This is a genomic window from Mariniflexile sp. HMF6888 (genome assembly GCF_044335535.1).
GTDB lineage: Bacteria > Bacteroidota > Bacteroidia > Flavobacteriales > Flavobacteriaceae > Mariniflexile.
In genome coordinates, this window is the sequence record NZ_JBIQVZ010000008.1 from 55,388 (window position 1) to 78,050 (window position 22,663).

At 33.8% G+C, this 22,663-nt stretch carries 29 protein-coding genes and 2 pseudogenes; 4 read left to right on the plus strand and 27 right to left on the minus strand.

Annotation, left to right across the window (positions count from 1 at the left end; all coding sequences use genetic code 11):
• The first annotated feature begins 31 nt into the window (after window positions 1-31).
• Complete coding sequence (locus ACGLWY_RS15320) at window positions 32-547, plus strand: hypothetical protein (protein WP_396620548.1); 516 nt, start codon at window positions 32-34, stop codon at window positions 545-547.
• Between the two features lie 440 nt (window positions 548-987).
• On the opposite strand, the gene ACGLWY_RS15325 is transcribed toward ACGLWY_RS15320, so the two are convergent.
• From ACGLWY_RS15325 to ACGLWY_RS15335, 3 genes are all read right to left on the minus strand, one after another.
• Entirely contained in the window at window positions 988-2,277 is a 1,290-nt protein-coding gene (locus ACGLWY_RS15325) for a retropepsin-like aspartic protease (RefSeq protein WP_396620549.1), read from the minus strand.
• A 34-nt stretch (window positions 2,278-2,311) separates the two neighbouring features.
• Complete coding sequence (locus ACGLWY_RS15330) at window positions 2,312-2,962, minus strand: GIN domain-containing protein (RefSeq protein ID WP_396620550.1); 651 nt, start codon at window positions 2,960-2,962, stop codon at window positions 2,312-2,314.
• A 67-nt stretch (window positions 2,963-3,029) separates the two neighbouring features.
• Window positions 3,030-3,572, minus strand: coding sequence for a Crp/Fnr family transcriptional regulator (locus ACGLWY_RS15335; protein WP_396620551.1), 543 nt, complete (start codon window positions 3,570-3,572; stop codon window positions 3,030-3,032).
• Between the two features lie 190 nt (window positions 3,573-3,762).
• Between ACGLWY_RS15335 and ACGLWY_RS15340 the strand changes: the two genes are divergently transcribed.
• On the plus strand, window positions 3,763-4,044 hold the full coding sequence (locus ACGLWY_RS15340; protein WP_396620552.1) for a transposase: 282 nt from the start codon (window positions 3,763-3,765) through the stop codon (window positions 4,042-4,044).
• A 210-nt stretch (window positions 4,045-4,254) separates the two neighbouring features.
• Here the strand turns inward: ACGLWY_RS15340 and ACGLWY_RS15345 are convergent, their stop codons facing one another.
• From ACGLWY_RS15345 to ACGLWY_RS15365, 5 genes are all read right to left on the minus strand, one after another.
• A complete protein-coding gene (locus ACGLWY_RS15345; protein ID WP_396620553.1) occupies window positions 4,255-4,956 on the minus strand; it encodes a VOC family protein in 702 nt (233 codons plus the stop codon).
• 164 nt (window positions 4,957-5,120) lie between these two features.
• Entirely contained in the window at window positions 5,121-5,435 is a 315-nt protein-coding gene (locus ACGLWY_RS15350; RefSeq protein WP_396620554.1) for a YciI family protein, read from the minus strand.
• 44 nt (window positions 5,436-5,479) lie between these two features.
• Window positions 5,480-6,139: a hypothetical protein gene (locus ACGLWY_RS15355; protein WP_396620555.1), complete on the minus strand. Its 660-nt coding sequence runs from the start codon at window positions 6,137-6,139 to the stop codon at window positions 5,480-5,482.
• Window positions 6,140-6,159: 20 nt separating this feature from the next.
• Window positions 6,160-6,624 (minus strand): YybH family protein, encoded by a 465-nt coding sequence (locus ACGLWY_RS15360; RefSeq protein WP_396620556.1) that lies wholly within the window; start codon window positions 6,622-6,624, stop codon window positions 6,160-6,162.
• Between the two features lie 51 nt (window positions 6,625-6,675).
• On the minus strand, window positions 6,676-7,266 hold the full coding sequence (locus ACGLWY_RS15365; RefSeq protein ID WP_396620557.1) for a TetR/AcrR family transcriptional regulator: 591 nt from the start codon (window positions 7,264-7,266) through the stop codon (window positions 6,676-6,678).
• Window positions 7,267-7,582: 316 nt separating this feature from the next.
• Between ACGLWY_RS15365 and ACGLWY_RS15370 the strand changes: the two genes are divergently transcribed.
• Window positions 7,583-8,005, plus strand: a complete 423-nt coding sequence (locus ACGLWY_RS15370; RefSeq protein WP_396620558.1) for a transposase — start codon at window positions 7,583-7,585, stop codon at window positions 8,003-8,005.
• Between the two features lie 141 nt (window positions 8,006-8,146).
• Here the strand turns inward: ACGLWY_RS15370 and ACGLWY_RS15375 are convergent, their stop codons facing one another.
• From ACGLWY_RS15375 to ACGLWY_RS15455, 17 genes and pseudogenes are all read right to left on the minus strand, one after another.
• Window positions 8,147-8,647, minus strand: a complete 501-nt coding sequence (locus tag ACGLWY_RS15375; RefSeq protein ID WP_396620559.1) for a YybH family protein — start codon at window positions 8,645-8,647, stop codon at window positions 8,147-8,149.
• 280 nt (window positions 8,648-8,927) lie between these two features.
• Window positions 8,928-9,659, minus strand: coding sequence for an SDR family NAD(P)-dependent oxidoreductase (locus tag ACGLWY_RS15380; RefSeq protein WP_396620560.1), 732 nt, complete (start codon window positions 9,657-9,659; stop codon window positions 8,928-8,930).
• A gap of 77 nt (window positions 9,660-9,736) precedes the next feature.
• Window positions 9,737-10,339 (minus strand): annotated as a pseudogene (locus ACGLWY_RS15385) (alpha-ketoglutarate-dependent dioxygenase AlkB family protein).
• Window positions 10,340-10,378: 39 nt separating this feature from the next.
• Window positions 10,379-10,570: pseudogene (locus ACGLWY_RS15390) on the minus strand (metal-binding protein); the annotation flags it as partial.
• Window positions 10,571-10,574: 4 nt separating this feature from the next.
• Window positions 10,575-11,288 (minus strand): 2OG-Fe(II) oxygenase, encoded by a 714-nt coding sequence (locus ACGLWY_RS15395; protein WP_396620561.1) that lies wholly within the window; start codon window positions 11,286-11,288, stop codon window positions 10,575-10,577.
• Window positions 11,289-11,290: 2 nt separating this feature from the next.
• Window positions 11,291-12,148 carry a bifunctional helix-turn-helix domain-containing protein/methylated-DNA--[protein]-cysteine S-methyltransferase gene (locus ACGLWY_RS15400; protein ID WP_396620562.1) on the minus strand — a complete coding sequence of 286 codons (858 nt, stop codon included), beginning with the start codon at window positions 12,146-12,148 and terminating at the stop codon, window positions 11,291-11,293.
• A gap of 215 nt (window positions 12,149-12,363) precedes the next feature.
• Window positions 12,364-12,975 (minus strand): MarR family transcriptional regulator, encoded by a 612-nt coding sequence (locus tag ACGLWY_RS15405; RefSeq protein WP_396620563.1) that lies wholly within the window; start codon window positions 12,973-12,975, stop codon window positions 12,364-12,366.
• Between the two features lie 52 nt (window positions 12,976-13,027).
• The gene (locus ACGLWY_RS15410; protein WP_396620564.1) at window positions 13,028-13,291 is read right to left on the minus strand and encodes a DUF2024 family protein; all 264 of its coding nucleotides are present in this window, start codon (window positions 13,289-13,291) and stop codon (window positions 13,028-13,030) included.
• Window positions 13,292-13,295: 4 nt separating this feature from the next.
• The gene (locus ACGLWY_RS15415; protein WP_396620565.1) at window positions 13,296-14,018 is read right to left on the minus strand and encodes a hypothetical protein; all 723 of its coding nucleotides are present in this window, start codon (window positions 14,016-14,018) and stop codon (window positions 13,296-13,298) included.
• Window positions 14,019-14,083: 65 nt separating this feature from the next.
• Window positions 14,084-14,317, minus strand: a complete 234-nt coding sequence (locus ACGLWY_RS15420) for a thioredoxin family protein (protein WP_396620566.1) — start codon at window positions 14,315-14,317, stop codon at window positions 14,084-14,086.
• 173 nt (window positions 14,318-14,490) lie between these two features.
• A complete protein-coding gene (locus ACGLWY_RS15425; protein WP_396620567.1) occupies window positions 14,491-15,849 on the minus strand; it encodes an IS110 family transposase in 1,359 nt (452 codons plus the stop codon).
• A gap of 419 nt (window positions 15,850-16,268) precedes the next feature.
• On the minus strand, window positions 16,269-17,012 hold the full coding sequence (locus ACGLWY_RS15430) for a hypothetical protein (RefSeq protein WP_396620568.1): 744 nt from the start codon (window positions 17,010-17,012) through the stop codon (window positions 16,269-16,271).
• A 243-nt stretch (window positions 17,013-17,255) separates the two neighbouring features.
• Window positions 17,256-17,732, minus strand: coding sequence for a DUF192 domain-containing protein (locus tag ACGLWY_RS15435; RefSeq protein ID WP_396620569.1), 477 nt, complete (start codon window positions 17,730-17,732; stop codon window positions 17,256-17,258).
• Between the two features lies 1 nt (window position 17,733).
• On the minus strand, window positions 17,734-18,663 hold the full coding sequence (gene lgt / locus ACGLWY_RS15440) for a prolipoprotein diacylglyceryl transferase (RefSeq protein ID WP_396620570.1): 930 nt from the start codon (window positions 18,661-18,663) through the stop codon (window positions 17,734-17,736).
• A gap of 51 nt (window positions 18,664-18,714) precedes the next feature.
• Window positions 18,715-19,842: a peptidylprolyl isomerase gene (locus ACGLWY_RS15445; protein ID WP_396620571.1), complete on the minus strand. Its 1,128-nt coding sequence runs from the start codon at window positions 19,840-19,842 to the stop codon at window positions 18,715-18,717.
• Between the two features lies 1 nt (window position 19,843).
• Complete coding sequence (gene gldI / locus ACGLWY_RS15450) at window positions 19,844-20,392, minus strand: gliding motility-associated peptidyl-prolyl isomerase GldI (protein ID WP_396620572.1); 549 nt, start codon at window positions 20,390-20,392, stop codon at window positions 19,844-19,846.
• Complete coding sequence (locus ACGLWY_RS15455) at window positions 20,385-21,404, minus strand: bifunctional oligoribonuclease/PAP phosphatase NrnA (RefSeq protein ID WP_396620573.1); 1,020 nt, start codon at window positions 21,402-21,404, stop codon at window positions 20,385-20,387. Before ACGLWY_RS15455 ends, gldI begins: the two co-directional genes overlap by 8 nt.
• 175 nt (window positions 21,405-21,579) lie before the next feature.
• Here ACGLWY_RS15455 and ACGLWY_RS15460 point away from each other — a divergent pair, with 175 nt between their 5' ends.
• The gene (locus ACGLWY_RS15460; protein ID WP_396620574.1) at window positions 21,580-21,999 is read left to right on the plus strand and encodes a nucleoside-diphosphate kinase; all 420 of its coding nucleotides are present in this window, start codon (window positions 21,580-21,582) and stop codon (window positions 21,997-21,999) included.
• Between the two features lie 82 nt (window positions 22,000-22,081).
• On the opposite strand, the gene ACGLWY_RS15465 is transcribed toward ACGLWY_RS15460, so the two are convergent.
• Window positions 22,082-22,273 (minus strand): cold-shock protein, encoded by a 192-nt coding sequence (locus tag ACGLWY_RS15465; RefSeq protein WP_117175436.1) that lies wholly within the window; start codon window positions 22,271-22,273, stop codon window positions 22,082-22,084.
• A 144-nt stretch (window positions 22,274-22,417) separates the two neighbouring features.
• Window positions 22,418-22,609 carry a cold-shock protein gene (locus ACGLWY_RS15470; RefSeq protein ID WP_394465774.1) on the minus strand — a complete coding sequence of 64 codons (192 nt, stop codon included), beginning with the start codon at window positions 22,607-22,609 and terminating at the stop codon, window positions 22,418-22,420.
• Window positions 22,610-22,663 lie beyond the last annotated feature (54 nt).

Below are 22,663 nucleotides of genomic sequence, written 5' to 3' on the forward strand. Positions count from 1 at the left end.
CTTGTCAAAATAAAAAATCAACTTATATATTATGAAGAAAACCATCGTTTTCGTAATATTATTAACCGTAATTACTTACTGCAAGGGGCAAGATAAAGATTTTGGTCGTGGTTTGTCATTCTCTTATTCCACAAACAATGCTTGGGGTGTAGATATTTTCGCAAGAGCTGGCAATAATAGATTTCATCTAGGTTATGGTCACCAATTTAACGGACAGGAAATTAAAGTTGTAAAAAAACAAAAAGAAACTAATGAGTTAACGGAAATTGGGAATGGAGAATATTTCTGGGTTATTGATTTAGGATATAGCAGGATATTTATGGATAGAATAACTGTACATTCTGAATTCAGTATTGGAGGAGAAAATGAGTTCACTAGTTTTAAAGCTGATAGAACTTATTATAAAGATTATTCTCTAGTAACTGACTCAAAATTAGCCCTAGGTATCGGATTAAAAGTTGGCTACTTAATGAATAGTGGTATTGAACCTTTCATCGGGATTCATACACTAAAAAAATTGGATTTTGGAGTTAGACTTTCCTGGTAACAATTCTATCAATAATGAAAGGCCTAACAGTTTCAATTGGCAATCCCGAGTAGGAGTGAAATCAGAAATTATGATTTTGAAAATTCCAATATGTGTTTGAGTGAGTTCCAGAATTGCTTATAACCTTAAAAAGTACCTGAAATTCATAGAAAAACACAGTAAAAGTGGAGCGGCAAGCCTATATGCCTTTTTTCTCGTTTTATAGCAGCTATAGGCTTAATGTTAAGCCCGTATAACCGACTTAGATTTAGCTGTTAATAATTTGGTATAAAAATAAACGCCCTTAAAATGGGCGTTTTATATTTTGTTTTGTGAAATTGTGGGGTTGTGCAACGGCTACCATTGTTGTGCAACGTTTTATAATTTAAACTCATACAAGCTATTGTGGAGATTTCCTGTAATTCTTTTTGAATCCAAATCGGATTATTTTTAAAGACAAGTTATTTAAACACTACAGAACTATACTTAAAACTAATAATCATCTCATCAAATTGTTTTATAAAGTCTTGGCCTAAGTTGCCGTAAAAATTACTGACGTCTGTCTTAATTTCATTTTTGTGAAGTTGTAAACTCTTTAGGCTAGCAGTAGAATTACCAACAGATAAAGGTATACTATCCATTAAAAACCCTTCAAATTCAACAACGCCGCCAGCACTACCAGATTTAAAAGTTTGTGGTGTATAGCTCTTATCAATAGCCTTTTGATACTTTTTGTAAAAAGGAACATACAAAGAAGTTGTTCTTGCTCCTGTATCAAATCCAAAACTTAAAGTATCTTTTTGGTATTTAACTGCGATAATAGGAGTAAGACCATCTAAAGCAAAGTTTTCCTGTTTGTAATCTATGGGCTCTTTTGGAGTAAAAATGGTATCATTTTTTGAAATACGAACTTCATCCATAGCTTCAATTACAGGAAACCCAATAATACCATTTATGTAGTAATCTATTTGAGGAAAGGAAATATCCTCATCATTTAAAACCAAAAACACTACATTTTTAAAAATTAGGTTTCCAATCTTCAGCTTATCAGCAACAGCCAAGTCACTATCTACTTTTTCTCCTGTGAATGCTGTAACATAAAAATCAGATTCTATATAAGATAGTCCTAATTCTTCAACAAGAGACCGTTTTATGACCGAAATATTTGCTCCCGTGTCAAAAATATAATTCTTGGTTTGCCCATTCATGGACACATCTATATTAAAAAGCCCTACTTTATCTTTTATCAGTGGAAAAGAAACATCCGAATTTTTTACGATTTCTTGAGATGAACTATTCTCTAAAGATTTCCAAATTTTCAACTCGTTTTCTAACATTTCTATCTTGGAAGAATCGTTTAAATGATTGTAGCTTTTTAAAATGAGTTCACTTACTTCTCTTGCTTTTCTATATTGATATAGATTAATGTGATTCAATAGCTTAGTGTTGTACAGTTTGTTTAACATGGTGTCGGTTAAACTAAGTGATTCAAAACTTAACAATTCTTCTATTTTAGAGTTTGATTTAGATAGCTCATTAAATATATTCAAAACAATAGCTTCGTAATAAAGAACGTGTTCTTTAGATAGCTCATCCTTTTTAGAAATAAGGCTTTGTCTTAATTTAAAATAGTCTTGAATTTCTATTAGTGAATCCAGTTGTCTAGTTACTGTTGGGTTACTTACATTTTTACTTTGAGGGTTTTTACAGGCAACAGTTAAAATAAGTATAAAAAAAAAGAGGCTTCTCATTGTTTTAGTTTTTATCAGGTTTGAGTAAATGTAATTAATTATCATTGATTACTTCTCCAGATCCCGTAATTGAGGCGTTAATGGTAGGGAAATCTTTGTAATACACATTGCCACTGCCCTCAATAACAACATCCAAACTGTTTGAGCAATTTACTTCTACATCACCAGAGCCTTCAATTTCAACATTACAGTTATTTACCAAGAAGTCAAAGCTAAAAATATATCCAGACCCTTCGTTTACAATGTCTAGACTAGAGGACGATCCTTCTATATTAATACTTCCCGTTCCAGAATTATAAATTGAAAAAGAACCGTCTTCATCAATATTAGTAGCATAAATGTTTCCGACTCCTGAATTTTTTAAACCATTTAGGCTTGTTACGACAATATCTATCTGAACAGTCAGATTGCTATAGTTATTGTCATTGTCCAAGTAGAGTCTAAGTTCATTGTTCACCACCCTAGTTCTTATATGAGATATAATATTGTTGTCTGCTGTGACCTCTACAGATTGTTGTGTGCCTTGTGTGATGGTAACTTCAAAGACACCCTCTCCACTTACTTTAGTAAAATGCTCTACATTTCTAGATTCAGACACTAGGGTTCCAGACCCATCAATGGTCTCTTTTGAGCAAGAAAGGATTAATAAGGCAAAAGCCATGTAAATTAAAGCCTGTTTTTTCATTGTTTTTAAGTTTTATGATTGACTTCACAAAACTATTTGAGCAAACCGAATTTTGCATTGATCTATATCAAGTTTTTAGGGTTCTTAGTTTTGCTCTAACTCTAGATAACGTTTCTGGAGTCATATCTAAATAAGAAGCAATGATGTGATGCGGAATTCGATTGAATAAATGGATGTTTTTCTTATTAAATTCCTGAAGCCGTTGGGTAGCATTTTTGGTAAGGCTGGATATTTCCTTTTTGTGTTTTTCTATTATAAAATTTTTAAGTTTATAACTTTCAAAGGCTATAAACTCTGGTTGGGAAATGCTTAAGTCATCAAGTTGTCTTTTTGTCCAATACAGTAATTTGGTATTTAACAAAACTTGACAATTTATGTATGAAGGCTCACCAGTCCAAAAACTTATGTTTGATGAATAGAAAAAATCATTTTCTTTAGAAATCCGTATGGTTTTTTCACAGCCATGTATATCAGTCACAAAATGTCTGACAATACCTTCTATAACATAAAAAGCTCTATTTGAAGTATCACCTTGTTTTAAAATGTAATCATTTTTAGAGTATTCAACTTCACGGCCAAGTTCTAAAAAATTCTCAAGTGAAAATGCCATCGAAAACAGTTATAATTAATTGACGAATTTTAAATATAATTGTTACAATTTTTTAAATGTTGTACAACAGTTTGGTTATGGTGCGTGTTCCGCAGGGTCGCTATGCACTATATATTTTGTGCCTGTTGCACAACCCTTCAAATTTAAATAAAAAATTTAAATATTTGTAACTGAATTCTTATTTTTAAGGATGCAAGGCAAAAAACAATATCAAGAGAAATTGTTCAATCAATTTCAGTTAAGTGTTCGTGTTCCAGAACACAATTTCTACTGGCGGTTAAAAGCCGTGTTAAACCTAGACTTTTTATATAGCCAGACTAAAGGCTTCTATGGCAGCAGTGGGCAAAAGAGCATCGATCCCGTGGTATTCTTCAAACTATGTCCAGTGAGGTATTTAGAAAATATCATCAGTGACCGTAAGCTTATCGAACATTGCAGTATGCGCTTGGACATCCTTTACTTTTTGGGTTAGGATATCGACGAGGAACTGCCGTTGCATTCTACCATAAGCCGTACACGAGGGCTGTTTCCGGAGTCTGTTTTTGAAGATGTGTTTACAAAGGTATTTGAGATGTGTGTCGGCAGGTATGGTCAGTGGGCATACGTAGGCCATCCGATACTGGGCTATAATAAAACAATAAACGCCCTTAAAATAGGCGTTTTTTATCATAGGTTTGCAAAATTACGAGCTTGTGCAACGTCTACCATTGTTGGCTGTAGTTTTTATTTTTTCGTTTCTAAATTCTATATGATATTCCTTTTCTCTACTTTCAATAATGGCTTCAAATGGTTCAGGTTTTATTTTAATTGTAGTAGGAAACCAAACAGCTTTTAAATTATAGTTTGGTAAAAGAAAAATTCCTTCTTGTGTACCATTTGTCCCGAATCGTTCAATGTCTCCTTTCCAATATTCTGTTTTTAATTCATTCGAAAGTTGGTCATTTGTCTTTTTAATATTAGCTGTTGGCATTCCTATTTCATTTATTCCTAAAACTTTAGAAATGTCAAAGTCTGAATTATCATTATTTTTCAAGTCATACCGCGCAATAAATTCTGCTATATTTCCACTTGTATCATAAAAATAAAAGGAGTCGGCATTCCAAGATTCAAAGTTTTGAGTTTTTCTACCGTTTTCAATGGTTACAATTTCAGTTCTTTTTTCCATCCATTCCAAAGCCTCATATAATTTATTTGCAGGAATTAAAAAGCAATAATGATATTTGTATTCTTTTTCAGATTTTTCAAAGGATAATTCACTCCAACCAACTTTCACAGAGAATGAGTTGGATTTTTGCTCTAATAGTTCAAAACCTAAAGTTTCAGAATAAAACTTTAATTCCGATTCTAACTTATTAGTATACAGTTTTAGTTTCTTAAATTTCATTTTATGCATGTTGGTCAAATTACAGCCAACTGTATCATGTATGAGCAGTAGCGGATTTTATGCACTTACTGTTCGGTTAAGCCCAAAGATAACTAAAAAGCAGAAACTTTGGGTTTGGCACTTTCCCCGCTATTGCTTATACACAACTTGTTGTGTGTCGTTTTTTATTCAGTACTCCAAAAATAAACATTGAATTTCTCGATATCCGCTGTCATCATTCCATGTTTTACAGACGGGTCATTTTTTACAATGGTCAATGCTTCTTCATAGCTCTCAACTCGAAGTATAACCAATCCCTCGTGGTTTTTAAGACCTTGCTCTGTAATTCCTGCAACGATTATCTTCTTTTCGTTGGTTAAGCTATCCAAATAGGCAACGTGTTCTTTCTGAATGTTATGTTCTTTGTCTTTCCATTGGTTCTTAGTCTTGAACTTTTCGAGAAGCTCCAAACGATATAAGAATGTTTCTTGTGCTTTCATTGTCAAAGATGTTAAGAAGATGAATATTATGGTGATTAAATATTTCATTGCTTCAGTAGTTTTTTGATCGAATTATAATGAATCCATAATAGGATTGGCCCTATTCCAAACGCCACATAATTCATATTATGAAAAGGGCCTATATCGCTCCAAACCCAAAAGCAAATTCCTGTAACAATAACTAGTATATCTGTGAGACCGACAATGTTCGCAATCCAGAGCAGAACATTTTTCTCTTTCCAATGCTTTAGATATGCCATTGCTCCTAAAAGTGCAAGAAAACCCGATGCGATATGAAAATAGCCATCCAAAATGCTGAACCAACCTGGAATTATATTTACAACACCTTCCATTAAAAATCCTCCACCTACAAAAACCCGAAGCCCTTGCACGATTTGAATGTGCTCTTGACCTAGGTTAACCATCACTTTTTTTGATGTCAGTTCTAAAAGAATGACGACCAATAAAGCCCCACTTAAAATGATACCATAAAACCAAGTGCCACTAAGGTCTTCAGGCAATAGATTTTGACCTCCAAAAAGCCAATGCATAAAAAAAATGGTTAAGGCGAAAACAGTCGCTACAGTCCACAATGTTTTTGTCTTTGCTTTTCCTGTTTTAAAAAGCCAAAGAGTTGCAATTGCCACAACGATATCTACAAAAAGTACCCAATACGTTGTGTTTTGATAAAAAATTGATTCCATAGTATTAAATTTTAAAGTGATTATTTATTATTAATTGCCGATTGGTATTTGTGAAGCAGTTCAGGTTTTTCGATAGAACCGTGATGGTGTACTTGCCTCCATTGGTTTTCAATCCTCTCGAATATTCTGCTCGTCCTTATTTCGAGGTCTATTTTGTTACCGTTCAATTGAAAAAAACCACGTTCCCTACCAACAGCGTAGAACATTTCTGGTTTTTCGTGAATGGTGTAATCGTAGAACTCAACATATACTTTTGCCGAACCGTTAAACAGTCGAGAATAAACCTCTTTGATTTTACTCCAGCCTCGCACTATTCCTCCAAGAGGGTTGTCCATAGCAATTTCAGGTGAGTTTGCCCAATTATTGGACATTAGCTCCATTTTTCCATTGTTAAAAGCATCGTAGAATTCGATTAATGCTTCGTATGGTGTTGTCTTTGTTTCATGGGTTTCACTACCTGTAATGGGTTCTTTTGTTGTTTTCATTTTATTAAATTTTTAAAACATACTAATTGGTATGTTATTGGTTAAAAAAAATTATTTTAGACTTTCAAGGTATTTTTTGAGTTGTTTTAAATAGGATTTATATAAGGTAAGGTCATCATCTAATTTTCCTGTTGCACGCAGACCCTCGTAGCTAACGATGATAAAGTCTGCAACAGATGCTGTATTTACGTCTTTATCAATATGGCCCAATTCCTTGGCTCTATCAAGTTCTTGGGTCAAAGCTGTTTTCCATTTTTTGATAACACCTCTCAATTTGATTTTGAACTTTTCATTTATGGGACTCATCTCTTGTATAAGGTTGTTCATAGGGCAGCCATAACGTCTATCGAAATCAGCGTCTCGCAATAAATTGTTCTTTATGGTTTCGAATATTATTTCTAATGGTTTCTCTTTGTTTAGAATTGGTTGTATCAAAATTCTATTTAATCTTGGCAATAGGACTTCATCAATCATAGATAGACCCATTTTCTCTTTGTCCTTAAAATGATAATAAAATGCTCCTTTAGTAACCTGTGTAGTTTCGATGATTTTATCGATACTGGTGGCTTGGTAACCATTAATATAAATAAGTTCAAAGGACTTATTTAAAATGTGCATTTTGGTAGAATTTGCTTTATTCATAATACAAACATACTAATTAGTATGTTTTCTGCCAAATTTTTTTGAGATTATTTTTTTAAAGTCCTGTTCCGATTGGATTCTGGGAAGTGTGTTACAACGTGATTGTATAAGAATAGTGCGGTTTTGCTAGCTTCTGATTTTCCTCCGGAAAATCCTCGCACACAAAACCGCACTAACCTTTGATTAAGTATTAAACTAAGCATTATTTTTATACGGTGTGCCTATTGCACAACATCAAATATAATCTAAAATTTCAAAATTCGCATGAAACTTCTTATTTTTAAGGATGTAATGCAAAAAACAATATCAAGAGAAATTGTTCAATCAATTTCAGTTGAGTGTTCGTGTTCCAGAACACAATTTCTACCGGCGGTTAAAAGCCGTATTAAACCTAGACTTTTTATATAGCCAGACTAAAGGCTTCTATGGCAGCAGTGGGCAAAAGAGCATCGATCCCATGGTATTCTTCAAACTATGCCTAGTGGGGTATTTAGAAAATATCATCAGTGACCGTAAGCTTATCGAACATTGCAGTATGCGCTTGGACATCCTTTACTTTTTGGGTTACGATATCGACGAGGAACTGCCGTGGCATTCCACCATAAGCCGTACCCGAGGGCTGTTTCCGGAGTCTGTTTTTGAAGATGTGTTTACAAAGGTATTTGAGATGTATGTGTCGGTAGGTATGGTCAGTGGGCATACGCAGGCCATCCAATACTGGGCTATAAAAAAACAATAAACGCCCTTAAAATGGGCGTTTTTATATCATAGGTTTGCAAAATTACGGGCTTGTGCAACGGCTACCATTGTTGTACGTTCGTACTTCTGGCAGAATAAATAATATATAATCGTATTTTTTATATTAGATTTCACCGATTGATTATTCGGCTGGTAAATTTGAGTTAAAAATGTCTCTAAATAATTTCCATTTCCCATCAACTTTTTTCCAAAGCACAATATATTTTCCTTTATATACTTCAGCGTCTTCTACGAATAGGGATAACTCTCCTTCTTCTGTTATAAGGTTTTCCATTCCCCACACGTCAATTGTTGTCAGATTAACACTGGTAACTCCAGAATTCATTATTCCTGATATGGCTGACTGAATATTTTTTCTTCCAGTTACGGCAGGCGCTCCGTTATTCATAAACTTGGCATCTTGCGTATACAACTTGGACAAGCCAATCGAGTCATTAGCCGCAAATAACACCGAAAATTCTTTGTTAGCATCTACAATTTCTCCCTTGGCAGTTGCCAAATTGAATGTAGGCTCAACTACGGTCTCCTTGGTTTCTTCCGCTTTTTTATTACAACTGGTAATTGAAAAAACAAAAAATAGTGTCACAACTATTTGTGTTAAACATTTTGCTGAATTTTTCATTTTGGTAGTTTTTATTAACGCCTACTCTAATCGGTTTTCGGCTTCTCCGCTAATTCTATATTTAATGTTTTTAAACTTAAATTCACCTTTCTGTTATGTTTCAGTATGACGTATAACGGATTCGTATAAGAATCCGTTGCGGAAATTTAACAAAAACAAATGGAAAAACGAGAAAATTAAGTGAGAAAGAGGATTTTCCCTTCGGAAAAATCCGAAGCAATGGTTTTTACACGTTGTTGTGCGTTCGTACTTTTTTATGCTTATTTGCTGTTCATCTTTTTCATTCTCCGTGATACATATTAGAAAACATTTCAGCCAATTTTGAAGGTTCTTCTTTCCAAGCGTTGAACATTCCAATCCCCATTTCATCAGGTACAATATCCAATTCTCCTTCTTCTACTTTATCTAAGATTAAGCTTGCAACACTATCTGAAGATGGCATATCAAAAGGCATTCCTTTTGTCATATCTGTAGCAACAGCTCCGGGATTAATTGCCTGAACAACAATATTCTTTTTTGCCAATTCAATTCTTACAGATTGGGTAGCTGAAAAAAGAGCTGATTTTGAAGCCGAGTATCCTGCCAAAGACGGTAATGAGGAATAAGCTACAATTGAAACCATATTTACAATTTTTGCAGGTGCATTTTTTTCTAAAATTGGTGCAAATGCTCGCATCATATTTATAGTACCGTAATAGTTAACATTCATATTGTTTTCTACAGCGCTAATTTCTCCTTCTAAAATATTTCCTTGACTCAATATCCCTGCATTATTAATAAGAACTTCTACGTCCTTTGTTTTTTCTGCTACTTTTAAAACTTGAGCGTTATCTGTAATGTCCAGTTCTAATAGTAGAACTCTTTCGTCTCCAAAATTTGGCATTTTGTTTAAATCTCTGGAAGTAGCATATATTTTTCTTGCTCCTTTTTCTAATGATGATTTTACAAGCGATTTCCCAATTCCTCTGTTTGCTCCTGTAATTAATATTACTTTGTCTTTCAATGTTTGCATATTTCGTTATTTTGATTAATAATTATGATGCAAAAATACATTGACGATTGAGCCTGTAAAACCCGATACTTGCGGTATTAAATGTCGATTGTTCTAAAGGTTAAATTTATTCTTGGACTTTTTACTTTTTTTGTTGGTGGCAAACAATGAAGCCAATTTGTTTGCGTTCTCTCTTTCATAACCAATAAACTACCTTTTTCTAAATGGATGGAAACGGTTTGTTTTGTTTCTTTATGTTTAAATAAAAATTTGCGTTCTGAACCAAAACTTAATGAACCAATTGCACCATTTTTTTTCAAATCTTTTTCGCCATCACTATGCCAAGCCATTCCTTCGTCTCCGTCATGATAAAGGTTAAGCAAACAAGAGTTGAATTTTTCACCTGTTTTAATTTTTATAATTTCTTTGAGTTCTAAAAGTTCTTTAGTCCAAGGCAGAGCCGATTTAGTCGTTTTTGAATAGGTATAATCAAATGGTTTATCTGCATACCAAGCTACTTTGCGTTTAGTAATAATCAATTTTCCAAAAATGATTGCTTTGTCGTTTGCCCATTGAATATTCTGTAATAATTGGTCGAAATAATATTGAGATTTTTATGTATTCATTACTGAACCGTAATAATTTACTTCTCCGTCAAAAGGTAAGATATTGGCATTTTGTGAGGCATTAAATAAGTCCATTTTCCAAATTTTATAGTCGGAACGTAAACAATGTCCGCAAGGTCTAAACCCAAGTTCTTTGGCTTGTTCGATTGTTTTGAAAAAAACACGGCTTTTGGTTTTCATTCTTTTGCCCGATTTGCATTGCAAAGTTCCGTAGATTTTCAGATTGAGATTTCCGCCATAAACGATTTCCTTTCGTTTTATTTTTTGATGAAGTTCGGCATAATCAATGCCTATATGCTTTATCATTTTATTAGCTGGTTGCTTCGTGAAATATAACACCTAAAGTATGTCGTTTTCCGCTAATTACTTCACTAACTCCGTGTTTCATATTTACTCGATAATAACCTCTTGTTCCTTTAATTGGTTGGAAATTGGTAGTGAAAATGAGCATATCGCCTTTTTTTGGTTTTAAAACTATGGCTTTAGATTGTGCTCTTGGTGTTTGTTGTGTCAAAACAAATTCACCGCCAGTGAAATCTTTATCTGGCTCATTTAAAAAAAGAACGGTTTGCATTGGGAAATAAACATCTCCATATAAATCTTGATGCAAAGTATTAAATCCGCCTTTTCCATATTTTAAAATCAATGGTGTTGGTTTTAACTGATTATTTTTATGGCAAAGCGATTGTAATTCTTCAAATGTTTCGGGAAATACTTTATCAATATTTAGCACTTTCATCCAAAGGTTTGCGATTGGTGAAAGTTTGGGATATATCATTTCTCTTAATGTTTGAATGATTTTGGGAAGAGGATAATCGAAGTATTTATATTCGCCCAAACCAAAGCGATAGCGTTCCATTACAACCGTTTTTCGGTACAGATTTTCGTTATTGTATTCTTGTATTAGTTCATTGCATTGTTCATCTTGAAGTATTTTGGGAATAATGGCATAGCCTTTTTCGTTCATTGATTCAGATACGGATTGCCAATCGGTTGTGACAAGTTTTGTTTTTAAATTCTCCATTACTATAAAGCAATATTTGAAGCATTGATTTTTGATGCTTCCCAACCAATAATGGCAGTTTTACGAGTTGTTCCCCACATATAACCGCCAAAAATTCCTGTGGACTGAATAACTCTATGGCAAGGAATCAAAAAAGCAATAGGATTGTTTCCGATTGCGGTTCCGACTGCTCTTGATGCTTTCGGTTTTTGAATGAGGTTGGCAATATTTCCGTAAGTTGCTAAATTTCCAGTTGGAATTTTTAAAAGTGCTTCCCAAACTTTTAGCTGAAAATCTGTTCCTTTTAAGTGTAGTTTTATTTTATTGATTTTGCTCCAGTCTTGTGTGTAAATTTGTAAAGCATTTTGTTGAATTTCATCTGTTTGTTGAATGAAACTCGCTTTTGGAAAGCGTTTTTCCAATTCTGAAAATGCAATTTGTTTGTTGTCCGAAAAACCCATATAACAAATTCCTTTGTCTGTAGAAGCAACTAAAATTTCACCAAACAAACTCTCTGCGAAACTATAGTTTATAGTTAGGTTTTCTCCTTTGTTTTTGTATTCTCCTGGTGTCATTCCCTCAATTTTTACGAACAAATCGTGTAATCTTCCTGTACCCGAAAGTCCTGTTTTATAAGCAGTTTCAAATAAAGTAGTTTGTGAATTATTCAGAATTTGTTTTGCGTGTTGAACGCTAATAAATTGCAAGAATTTTTTTGGGCTTACACCTGCCCAATCTGTAAACATTTTTTGAAAATGAAAAGGACTTAAATGTACTTTTTTTGCAATTTCCTCAAGAGTTGGTTGTTCGGTGTAGTTCTGTTGTATGTATTCAATAGCTTCCGCTATTCGAGTATAATTTATGTATTCTTGCTCGTTCATTAAGTTCAAATTTTATAACAGCAAAAATAGAATTGATTTTACTCCTATAAAACCCGAAACTTGCTGAATTGCACGGACTTTTTTTGTATGACGCACAACGTTTGGTGTATGGTTAGTTTCGTGGTTTAGCAACTAATTTAGTAAACAAAAACTTGCCAGAGAAAATTCCGAAGGAATTTTCCAGATGTAGCCATAGCAATCAATTATACACTGTGTTAGCCATTGGCTTTTTCTTCATACTCTGGACAGTCTAATCTAATTTCTCGATTTAATAATTCTTTTTGAAGTAAATTACAATAATCCGATTCTTGTTTTTTTTGATAAAATTTGCAACCATAGCAAGTTCTTTGAACACTTAAAATTCCGTTGCGATTTAATTTGTAAATCAGTTGGCTTAAAGTTCCGAACAAGCTTTCTAATTCAGATGAAGAAAAGCTATCAATCTGTTTTTTTAATGGGTTTGAAAAATCATAGGTTTGAGAAATTATTTCAGTTCCTAATTCAGATAAGGTTATTGAATAACTACGACTATCAGATGACGAAAAATCTTTTATAATCATTCTTTTCTTGTCCAAAACCTTAATAGCATCACTTATAGTAGGTTTTGTTACGTTAAATTCTTTTGCAAGATGACTAACGTTGCACAATTCTTGTTTGTGAAAAGCTATGAAAGTGAGTACCTGAATTTGAATAGGACTCAAACCAACCAATTTAGCTTTTTCCCATAACAAGATTTTAAATACTTCCGAAACGCGTTCCATTCCCGCAACAATTTTACTCGAAATATCTTTTTCTTGCTGTGTTGGGTTAAATGTACTTTCTTTCATAAAAAAGCCTGCCAAATTTGTTCGACAGGCAAAGTTAGTAATCCTAATTAAATTAATTACAATTTTCCATTTCTATTATGTAATACCCTTTTTTTTCAATTGATAAAACTATTTCTTTTGTTGCTTGCTCAATATGGCACAGACGACATTCATTTGTTGATAATTGATTGGTTTTAAAAATTTTAGTCTTTAGATAATCTTTTCCGAAATTAAATATGGTTTGTTCATTGGTTACATTATCAGGAACGAGTATATCAAAATGCATAATATTACCATCTTCTCTTTTTACATAAGTGTCCCAAACTGCTACTTTCATTTTATTAGTTCTTTACTTTATATGGTAGCGACAAATCTCCACTTGCCACACTAAAAACTTCGTAAACTCCGAGCATAGGTAAATTTTCATTACTTGTATTCACTTTCATAAATGCAGTAACACCATCATAATTAAAATCTGTCCTATTGTTCATACGATAATCTGGCACAACTACTTTTATTGTGTTGCTTTTAATTGTAACAGGATAACCTGGTGAATCCATATACATTGGCATTCCTGGATTTGTTGGTGGTAAAACAACTGTCTCATCTGCTTTCTTAAATTGTTTAACCGAAAGTCCTCCATCAACTCTTTTATCTTCGTGAAGAATTACCCAATGTGGATGCCAAATAATTCCATCGTTATCAAATATTTTGTCATTATTCTCATCCCAAAGTGGTGTATCATCAAAATCAGGATGTGATGTTAGAGCAAGTGCAACAATTCCGTCTGTTTGATTAAAGCCAACATCAGTAGGTTTTAAACTTGTTGGAAAAACATAGCCTAAAACTGGTGCACCATCAAGTTGACCAACTTTAGTTGGTGTTGTTTTTCCTGCTGTTCCTTCTACAGTTATTTCCCAAATTGTAATTCCTAAATCGGGTTTGTGTATTACACTAACTTCATTGATTTTGAAATTGTCATTTTTATATTCGCTTCCTTGAGCACAAGAATTTGTTGTGTTTAAAAGCATCGTTGCTGATAGTAATAATAGTATTGATTTCATAATGATTTGTTTTAAGAAGTTAGGATTCCTTTAATATTAGGAATCCTAACTATATGTTTTAAAAATTAACCTTTTACATCTGCCATTGAAGCACCAAAGTTGATATGTAATGTATTGCCATTTGGTGTGACTAAAGCTGGAACAGAGTTTACTCCTGCTTTTTCTGCTTCTAAAATTCTGTTTCGGTCTTCTCCAATGTTTACGACTTCAACATTTTCAGCTCCTACTAAATTTATGATATCGTGTTCTGCACTTATGCAAACTGGACATCCTGCGTGATAGAAAATTGTTTTTTTCATTTTATTATTTTTTTGATTAAAGCATTGTTGCTTTTGCAAATATAGTAAGGAGTCCTAACTAAACAAATTTTAATCGTTTTTTTTGAAATACTAAAGTTTATTTTTTATTCAGATTGTTTGTTTAGTGCAGTATTTTTTAGCTTCTGACTAACGTTCTTACAATATGTTTAAAATCAAGTATTTACAAAACCAAGATCTTCATCAGTCAAAGCAAATTTATCGATTTGTTTTTTAATCCTCTTTACTAAGCCTAATTTTCTCTTCTGATCCAAAAACAGGTATCCTTCTGGATTGATATATGTAGTTCCTTTTACAACCATATTCCAAATAATCACTGCCAACTTTCTAGCTGTTGCACTGATGTCTGATACCCTCCCTTTCCTAAAGTTTATTCTATGAAAAAAATCCCTCAATGGAGTTGACTCCTTTAAATTTCCTATGGCATTTGCAGCATTTCTCAAAGCTATTTTAAGACGGTTGCTCCCTTTTGGGACCCTGCTCGATAGGACTTTACCACCACTTACTTTATTATTGGGGGCTAAACGGAGCCAAGAGGCAAAATGCTTGGCCGTATTGAACTTCCTGATACCTTCTATACCGACTTCACTCATCAAGGCCAATACTGTTGAGTAGCTCATGCCTTCAATGGCAAGCAAATCAGTTCCCTCAAACATTTGATAGGATTTTAAGTTCAGGTCTATGTTCTTAGGGGTATTTTTGTTTATTCTTTTATGAGTTTTGGGGTCAATATAGTGCTGTTTTTTGTTGTCATCGCTACCTATTATTTCATTGAGTTTTTTTTCAATTTCCAAATCACATTGTACAATCTTGTGTTGAAGGTATTCATAGGTTTCAAGTTCCTGCCTCAAGGCAAAGAGGTAATCTGTACGATTGTTGGAATGTAGGGCCTTGGCTATTTCCTCTTCTGATTTCCTGCAATTACCGTGGCGCAGGGATGCTAACTTTTGAGGTTCTTTTTCGCCATCACAAATAGCCTTGATAATTGAAATCCCGGTAAGTCCACAAATATCCTTTACCACCACATCTAGCCTGAGGTTTAAAAGGCGCAGGTACTTTTGCATTTTTTTGGAGGTAGAAGCACTCGAGTGGATTAAATTTGCCCTATGCCTGCAATAGGTCCTTAGTTGTTCTGTCCGTCCGTCGGGTAGAAAGCTACCCGATAGTAAGCCAAGGCTATGCAGTTTTTGAATCCATTGGCAATCCTTGACATCTGTCTTTTTTCCTTTGATGTTTTTTGTGAACTTGCCATTACATAGGATTACGTGGAAACCACGGGATAACAATACCGCATAGAGGTTTTGCCAATAGGTTCCTGTGCTCTCCATAGCTATGGTCTTGACTTGATTCTCTTCAAGCCAGTCTGCCATCGCAAAAAGGTCTTCATTAAAAACCCCATACTCCCGGAGATCTTGTTCAGATTGTCCCACAGCCACCCAATGGGAACGGCTGCCTACATCAATGCCCCCAGCGTGGGGATTGACGATTTCCATTGAAATTACATCATGTTCCATACAGTTAAGAATTAAAAAAGACTCTAAGGAGATGTGCTTTTGGCAGAGTAAATATTCTGAACGGGGTTCTCCATCTTAGGTGGAGACCGCCACTGAAGTCATCGCAAACATCTCAACCAGGATTGCGCCCGTGCTTTTATGCAACAGTTTGAAAATCGGCCTTGCAAAGAGCTAAACAAGTTTACGAAATTATTCGATATCCTCCGCTTAAGTTAGCGGGAGAAGTCAATGCTTCGGAATAGGGAGGATTGTGGCTAACGTGTTTCTATAAGAATAGTGCGGTTTTGTGTGCGAGGATTTTGCTTCGCCAGTTCGTTTCACTCGTGTCCGAAGGAAAATCGGATGCAAGCAAACAAGCAACGCCCTTTTGATTAGACCAAAATAAGCAATTTTTTATATACGTTTGTTAGCAACTGGCTTTATTTCCACCACTCGTCAATTTCCATTGGTTTGTAATCAGACCAACCTTTGCCGAAATACTTTTCGCCCGGTGAAAATTCACCTGCTCCAATGTCAAAATCTCGATTTGTATTAGGAATTCTATAATCAGCCCAATTGCAAATTTTTTCTTTGTCGGTTGTGTAGCTTTTCCAGATTCCAACAAACGCATTGTTTGTATATCCATCTGAAATGAATTCAATATTGTCGTATTCGATTTGATTTTTGGAATTCAAATACCATTTTGAATAGAGTCTGCCTTTAAAAATTCCGCTATGTTTCTGTTCCGAGTTTTCTTTGAATTCGTAATCAGCAATTAAAATTCCTTGTGATTTAATTCCTTTGTCTGCATATTCATCGTCAACTCCGAAGTGTAATTCTTTTACTTCTTTTATTTCTGTCAGAGTTATTTTTCCATTAAAATCACAGATTGTGCCTTTAACACACGACTTTCCAAATACAAGATATTCATTTGGATTATTTTGGTCTTTTTTAATTGAAATCAGTTTGATTTTTAATCTTTGATGTTCTTTTCCTATAATTCCGAGAACATTATTGTTTTCTGTTAATTCCCAAATTTTTGAAAAGTCAAATTGACTGTAATTGTCCAAAACATTTTCAGACTTGAGTTCACTTTCAAGTAAAAAGGCGGTCAGGAATTTTTCGTTCGATTGAGCAATCGAAATGTTTGTAAAAAGTAATAATGTCCAAATTAATAACTTCATTTTCTTGATTTGTTCAGCTTGCTGCCAACACTCGTATAACCACAACAAACAGCAATTCCATTATAATTATATCGTTTATATACGCAATATATTACTTTTTAACAAGGTATCCAATGGGCTTATAATGGTCTTATTATTAATTTCAATGGTTTTTGTGTAAATCTCTGTTGTTTTCGGAGAATTATGTCCCAACATATTCTGTAAATGCCTTATGTTTATGTTGTTTTCAATGCCATGTGTAGCTTATTGCCTAAAACTAATACTATCTCCTACAGCAAGCGACCAAGTATCTGATAAACCGGCATTAATTTCTAATACATATTTAGCAGGAACATGTGATGGCAACGAGCTTTCATCGAAAGGTTGGGCATTCTTTTGAAAGCTTACAATTTTTTTAGTGTCGCTTATGTAAATAATATCCAAAGGTATTTTGGTGTTTTTCATGTAAAAATAACGTTGGGCAACGTCATCAAAAACAAACAACATGCCTTGGTTTTCCTCCATGGCATCACGGTACATTAATCCCGTTTGGATATCAAAATCTGTATCGGCTATTTCAATATCCAAATGTATTTTAGTGGAATCAGCCGACTTAAAAATAGTAAGATTGCCTTCTTTTTTAAATGAAATGTCTGTTTGCGTGACTGCTTTTTTATCTTCTTTACAGGCAAAAACACTTAAAAGGATGATTGAAACGAACGTAACGTATTTAAAAAACATCTTATTTAACGGTGGTTTTGGGTTTGTAAACAAACATAAAATACAGACCAATACCTATAAAGGGAATGCTTAACCATTGCCCGGTATTTAATCCAAACCAATTGATGTATTCATCACCTTGAGGTTCTTTTACAAACTCTACAAAGAAACGTACCGTCCATAATAAAATTAAAAACAGGCCAAAAAGGAATCCCGTTTGGTCTCTTTTTGTTGTTTTAGAGTAGAAATACCATAAAATTAAAAATACAAAAATATAACAAAACGATTCGTATAATTGTGCAGGATGGCGGTATGGAACTGCATTTAATAACTCAACAAACTGAGGGTTATCGGTAACGGCATTATATGCTTTCTGAACATCGTTGATCCCCGTTAATTGCACAATTTGGTTTTTATAGTATTCATCTTGGATAAACCGAACGCCAAAAGAAGAATCGGTAACTTTTCCAATAATTTCAGAATTTATAAAGTTGCCAATACGGATAAAAATAGCACCCGAAGCCACCGAAATAACGACCCGGTCTAAAATCCAAAGTAACGATTTGTAGTTGTATTTTTTACGGTATAAATACATGCCAATAATAATACCAATAGCAGCACCGTGGCTTGCTAACCCTTGAAAACCTGTAAATTCGAAGCCTCCTTTAAATTTAAAAGGTAGAAAGATGCTGAAAAAATCTTGAGAGATTAATTCCGATTGGTAAAATAATACATGCCCTAAACGCGCACCAATCATAGTCGCTAAAACGGTGTATATAAATAAAGGATCCAGATATTCTAACGATACTTTTTCTTTTGTAAAAATACGCTTCATAATGTACCAGCCCAAAACAAAGGCAACCACCCACATAAGGCTGTAAAAGTGTAATTTAAAATTTCCAATAATGTCGATGCCTGTTATGGGATTCCAGTCAAATTTTAATAGGTACATAGATTTATAATTTTCAGCGTTTTATTAATATGCTTTATGCTTTTTTCGAAATTACTTTTGAAGCTCTAAAATTTCAACTTCAAAAATTAAATTAGTCTTTGGAGGAATCGCTCTATTTCCTGTTTCGCCATATCCTAAATGATACGGAATGAATAGCGTCGCTTTGTCGCCTACCTGCAATTGTTGTAAGCCTTCCTTAAATCCAGCAATCATTTGTGCATTAGGGCTTAAATTAGCCACGATGGGCTGGTATTGATTGGCCGCTTTTCGATGCTCATTCACAATGCCAAACGTTTCAGCTATTTCTAGTTGGTTAGTGTCAAGTATTTTGCCGTCTTCTAGGAATAAGGTGTAGTTCGTTAAAACCTTGCTGGTTTCTTTTAAATTGGCACCAGTGCCTTTTTCGGTAATGGTATATTGTAAACCGGAAGCTAGGGTGGTAGCTTGTTCCCGTTGTTTTCTAAATTTATCTTTAGTGGCGTTTAAAAGTGCTTCGGCTTTGGCTGCTTTTTCTTTTTCAAGTTTTTCAGCTTCAGCAAAATGATTAATAAACACTTTAGGAGCATCAAAGGTTTTGGCTGCTTTTCCTTTTCTTATAATGTTTAGTTCTTTAATAACAACAGCTTCAAGAGGTTTGTCGTTTGAATCTGTTTTTACATTTGAAATACTATCTTGTATATCCAAGCCTAAAACCAATTCGCCAAAAACAGCATGTTTGTTATCTAAAAACGGCGTAGGTTTTTCCGTTATAAAAAATTGACTGCCATTGGTTTTTGGACCCGAATTCGCCATAGATAACATACCAGGTTTATCATGTTTTAAATCGGGGTGAAATTCGTCTAAAAACTTATATCCAGGACTCCCAGAACCCGTACCTGTTGGGTCGCCACCTTGAATCATAAAACTATCGATAACACGGTGGAAAATGGTGCCGTTAAAAAACTTTTTTCCTTTATAAACGCTATCAACCATCGTGTTGGTGCCTTCTGCAAGCGATACAAAATTAGCAACGGTAGTAGGTGTTTTCTCGAAAGCTAATTTAGCGACCATAGTGCCTTTTGTAGTAACAAACTCTGCATAAATACCATCTTCAAGGTCTGGGTATTGTGCTTTGCAAGATGTAATAGCTATTAATAAAGTAATAAATAAAACTTTAAAAGAAATTTTTAATGGGGTCATGCTAATTTGTTTGATTTTGGGTAATAGAATTGATGGTGACTTCACAAATTAAAGGGATGTTGCTACCAATTTTATGTTCGTCGCCATAATAGCCATACGCTTTTTGGGATGGAAATAAAAAGGTTGCCGTTTCGCCTGTTTTTAAAAGTTTTAAGCCTTCACGCAGCCCTGAAAATAGCGCTTCTCTATCCATAGCGTAGTTTTGGGTTTTAAGTTCTTCTTTAGAATATATCAAACGGCCATTTAGTGTTTTTACATTGTAATCGTAATTAACAATATCTCCAAATTTTGGGGTCTCTAAAGAATCAATCTCAACTTTTGAATTGTAGTAATACCAAAAACCACTTTCTGAAGCTATATAATTATTTTCTTTATCTTTCTTTATTATTTTTTCAATTAGAGATTGCTCGTGGGCATATAATTTTTTATTTCGTTCAACCGAAGCATTAATAAAAGAACCAGAACTCACAGAAACCGGGCGTCTGGCTTCTGGTTGTTTACAGCTAACAAAAGCTAGTAAAATAACGATTATTAAATACAGTTTATTCATTGTTTAGGGCTTTATTATAACTAGGCAATATACTAATAAATTTTTCAACGGTATCTTTTAAAGATAAATTGCTTTTTCCGCCAGCGGCATTTATATGGCCACCACCATCAAAATGTGTTCTAGACATGTCGTTTACAGAAAAGCTGCCTTTAGAACGCAATGAAATTTTTACAATGCCTTCTTGTTTGTCTTCTATAAAAATAGCAGCCAAAACGACATTTTCTAATGACAAACCATAATTTACAATGCCTTCTGTATCCCCTTTTTTGTAATCGTATCGGTTGAGCTCTTCTTGGGAAAGGGTTATATAAGCTGTTTTAGATTCTGGAATAACTTTTAAATTGGTTAGTGCACACCCCAATAATTGTAAACTTTTGTAGCTATTGGAGTCATAAATGTTATTATGGATTTCGGAGTTGTTGGCGCCTTTGTCAATTAAATCAGCTAAAACCCGATGGGTTTTGCTGCTGGTGGAAGAAAATCTAAACGAACCCGTGTCGGTCATAATCCCTACATATAAACACGTTGCGATGTTAATGTCGATAACATTCAAATCGCCTAGCATATCAATAAAATGATAGACCATTTCACAAGTAGAACTCATGCTAACATCACTAAACACATAGGTTGCATAATCGTCTGGTGCTTGGTGATGGTCAATCATTATTTTAATGGCTTTACTTGCCTCTAAAACCGTTTCCATGTTTCCTGTTCTATGAAGTGCATTGAAATCCAGCGTAAATATGATATCAGCATCAGTAATGATATCATCACATTTTTTTGTTTGCGAATCGTATTTTAAAATGGTTTGTTCACCTGGAATCCATTTCAAAAAGTTTGGATAGTCATTAGGTGCTATAACTTGTACTTGATGATTGCTTTTTAAAAGATAATGGTAGAGCCCCAATATGGAACCAATGGCATCACCATCAGGGTTTTTATGAGGTACAATTACTATTTTTTTTGAGGTTGATAATAACTGTTTTGTATTCGAAATATCTTGTTTATTCATAGGTGACGAAGATACAATTTTTTTAAAATTGACAGACTTGTTTTTATTGATAAATACCTTACTTTTGCAGCAAAATTATAAGAGATTTGTTGGTCTGTTTTCTAAAAAAAATGTTTTTTGTAAATCAAGGCCTATGAATCAAATTATTTTAACTGAATAAAATTAAAACAAAACAATGGCAACAAATAGAACATTTACAATGCTAAAGCCAGATGCTGTAGAGAAAGGGCATATTGGAGCAATATTAGAAAAAATTTCAGCTTCAGGATTTAGAATTGTTGCGATGAAATTAACACAAATGACCACCAAAGATGCTCAAACTTTTTATGCAATACATAATGAGCGTCCGTTTTTTGGTGAGTTGGTCGACTATATGACACGTGGCCCAATAGTAGCTGCTATTTTAGAAAAAGACAATGCAGTCGAAGATTTTAGAACCTTAATTGGTGCTACAAATCCTGCTGATGCTGCCGAAGGTACCATTAGAAAATTGTTTGCAGACTCTATAAGTGAAAATGCAGTACACGGAAGTGACAGTGATGAAAATGCAGCTATTGAAAGCGCTTTTCATTTTTCTGGAAGAGAGATGTTTTAAAACTTGTAAAGTTTATAAATAGAAAATCCCGCAACATGGTTACGGGATTTTTTGTGTCTTAAAAAAAATTAAATAGTATTTATTAAATTACTTTTACATTTACCGCGTTTAATCCTTTTTTGCCTTCTTTTAATTCAAATTCAACTTCGTCGCCCTCACGAACTTCGTCAATTAAACCTGAAATGTGAACAAAATGTTCTTTTTTCGAACCGTCTTCAACTATAAAACCAAATCCTTTGGCATCGTTGAAGAATTTAACTGTTCCTTTACTCATACTTTAAATTATTAAATTAATACTATAAATGTAATGTAAAAAATTATTAAAAAAAAAATGTTTTTTCAGAAAGCTTGTAAAAACAAAAAAAAGTCTATCAAAATGATTGACAGACTTTTAATTGTAATTGTTAAAGTATATGTGTTAGATTACTTTTACGTTTACGGCGTTTAAACCTTTTTTGCCTTCTTGTAGATCGAATTCTACGGCATCACCTTCACGAATTTCATCGATAAGTCCTGAAATGTGTACGAAATGTTCTTTGTTGTTGTCATCTTCAGTGATGAATCCAAAACCTTTGGAATCATTGAAGAATTTTACGCTACCTTTACTCATGTTGTAAATAATTAATTATTAATTGTTTCAAAAGTACAGCTAAATATCATCATA

What these genes read in the sequence shown, in the direction of transcription:
- ACGLWY_RS15320 (WP_396620548.1), top strand. Translation starts at nt 32, where the DNA reads ATGAAGAAAACCATCGTTTTCGTAATATTATTAACCGTAATTACTTAC.
- ACGLWY_RS15325 (WP_396620549.1), bottom strand. Translation starts at nt 2,277, where the DNA reads ATGAGAAGCCTCTTTTTTTTTATACTTATTTTAACTGTTGCCTGTAAA.
- ACGLWY_RS15330 (WP_396620550.1), bottom strand. Translation starts at nt 2,962, where the DNA reads ATGAAAAAACAGGCTTTAATTTACATGGCTTTTGCCTTATTAATCCTT.
- ACGLWY_RS15335 (WP_396620551.1), bottom strand. Translation starts at nt 3,572, where the DNA reads ATGGCATTTTCACTTGAGAATTTTTTAGAACTTGGCCGTGAAGTTGAA.
- ACGLWY_RS15340 (WP_396620552.1), top strand. Translation starts at nt 3,763, where the DNA reads ATGCAAGGCAAAAAACAATATCAAGAGAAATTGTTCAATCAATTTCAG.
- ACGLWY_RS15345 (WP_396620553.1), bottom strand. Translation starts at nt 4,956, where the DNA reads ATGAAATTTAAGAAACTAAAACTGTATACTAATAAGTTAGAATCGGAA.
- ACGLWY_RS15350 (WP_396620554.1), bottom strand. Translation starts at nt 5,435, where the DNA reads ATGAAAGCACAAGAAACATTCTTATATCGTTTGGAGCTTCTCGAAAAG.
- ACGLWY_RS15355 (WP_396620555.1), bottom strand. Translation starts at nt 6,139, where the DNA reads ATGGAATCAATTTTTTATCAAAACACAACGTATTGGGTACTTTTTGTA.
- ACGLWY_RS15360 (WP_396620556.1), bottom strand. Translation starts at nt 6,624, where the DNA reads ATGAAAACAACAAAAGAACCCATTACAGGTAGTGAAACCCATGAAACA.
- ACGLWY_RS15365 (WP_396620557.1), bottom strand. Translation starts at nt 7,266, where the DNA reads ATGAATAAAGCAAATTCTACCAAAATGCACATTTTAAATAAGTCCTTT.
- ACGLWY_RS15375 (WP_396620559.1), bottom strand. Translation starts at nt 8,647, where the DNA reads ATGAAAAATTCAGCAAAATGTTTAACACAAATAGTTGTGACACTATTT.
- ACGLWY_RS15380 (WP_396620560.1), bottom strand. Translation starts at nt 9,659, where the DNA reads ATGCAAACATTGAAAGACAAAGTAATATTAATTACAGGAGCAAACAGA.
- ACGLWY_RS15395 (WP_396620561.1), bottom strand. Translation starts at nt 11,288, where the DNA reads ATGGAGAATTTAAAAACAAAACTTGTCACAACCGATTGGCAATCCGTA.
- ACGLWY_RS15400 (WP_396620562.1), bottom strand. Translation starts at nt 12,148, where the DNA reads ATGAACGAGCAAGAATACATAAATTATACTCGAATAGCGGAAGCTATT.
- ACGLWY_RS15405 (WP_396620563.1), bottom strand. Translation starts at nt 12,975, where the DNA reads ATGAAAGAAAGTACATTTAACCCAACACAGCAAGAAAAAGATATTTCG.
- ACGLWY_RS15410 (WP_396620564.1), bottom strand. Translation starts at nt 13,291, where the DNA reads ATGAAAGTAGCAGTTTGGGACACTTATGTAAAAAGAGAAGATGGTAAT.
- ACGLWY_RS15415 (WP_396620565.1), bottom strand. Translation starts at nt 14,018, where the DNA reads ATGAAATCAATACTATTATTACTATCAGCAACGATGCTTTTAAACACA.
- ACGLWY_RS15420 (WP_396620566.1), bottom strand. Translation starts at nt 14,317, where the DNA reads ATGAAAAAAACAATTTTCTATCACGCAGGATGTCCAGTTTGCATAAGT.
- ACGLWY_RS15425 (WP_396620567.1), bottom strand. Translation starts at nt 15,849, where the DNA reads ATGGAACATGATGTAATTTCAATGGAAATCGTCAATCCCCACGCTGGG.
- ACGLWY_RS15430 (WP_396620568.1), bottom strand. Translation starts at nt 17,012, where the DNA reads ATGAAGTTATTAATTTGGACATTATTACTTTTTACAAACATTTCGATT.
- ACGLWY_RS15435 (WP_396620569.1), bottom strand. Translation starts at nt 17,732, where the DNA reads ATGTTTTTTAAATACGTTACGTTCGTTTCAATCATCCTTTTAAGTGTT.
- lgt (WP_396620570.1), bottom strand. Translation starts at nt 18,663, where the DNA reads ATGTACCTATTAAAATTTGACTGGAATCCCATAACAGGCATCGACATT.
- ACGLWY_RS15445 (WP_396620571.1), bottom strand. Translation starts at nt 19,842, where the DNA reads ATGACCCCATTAAAAATTTCTTTTAAAGTTTTATTTATTACTTTATTA.
- gldI (WP_396620572.1), bottom strand. Translation starts at nt 20,392, where the DNA reads ATGAATAAACTGTATTTAATAATCGTTATTTTACTAGCTTTTGTTAGC.
- ACGLWY_RS15455 (WP_396620573.1), bottom strand. Translation starts at nt 21,404, where the DNA reads ATGAATAAACAAGATATTTCGAATACAAAACAGTTATTATCAACCTCA.
- ACGLWY_RS15460 (WP_396620574.1), top strand. Translation starts at nt 21,580, where the DNA reads ATGGCAACAAATAGAACATTTACAATGCTAAAGCCAGATGCTGTAGAG.
- ACGLWY_RS15465 (WP_117175436.1), bottom strand. Translation starts at nt 22,273, where the DNA reads ATGAGTAAAGGAACAGTTAAATTCTTCAACGATGCCAAAGGATTTGGT.
- ACGLWY_RS15470 (WP_394465774.1), bottom strand. Translation starts at nt 22,609, where the DNA reads ATGAGTAAAGGTAGCGTAAAATTCTTCAATGATTCCAAAGGTTTTGGA.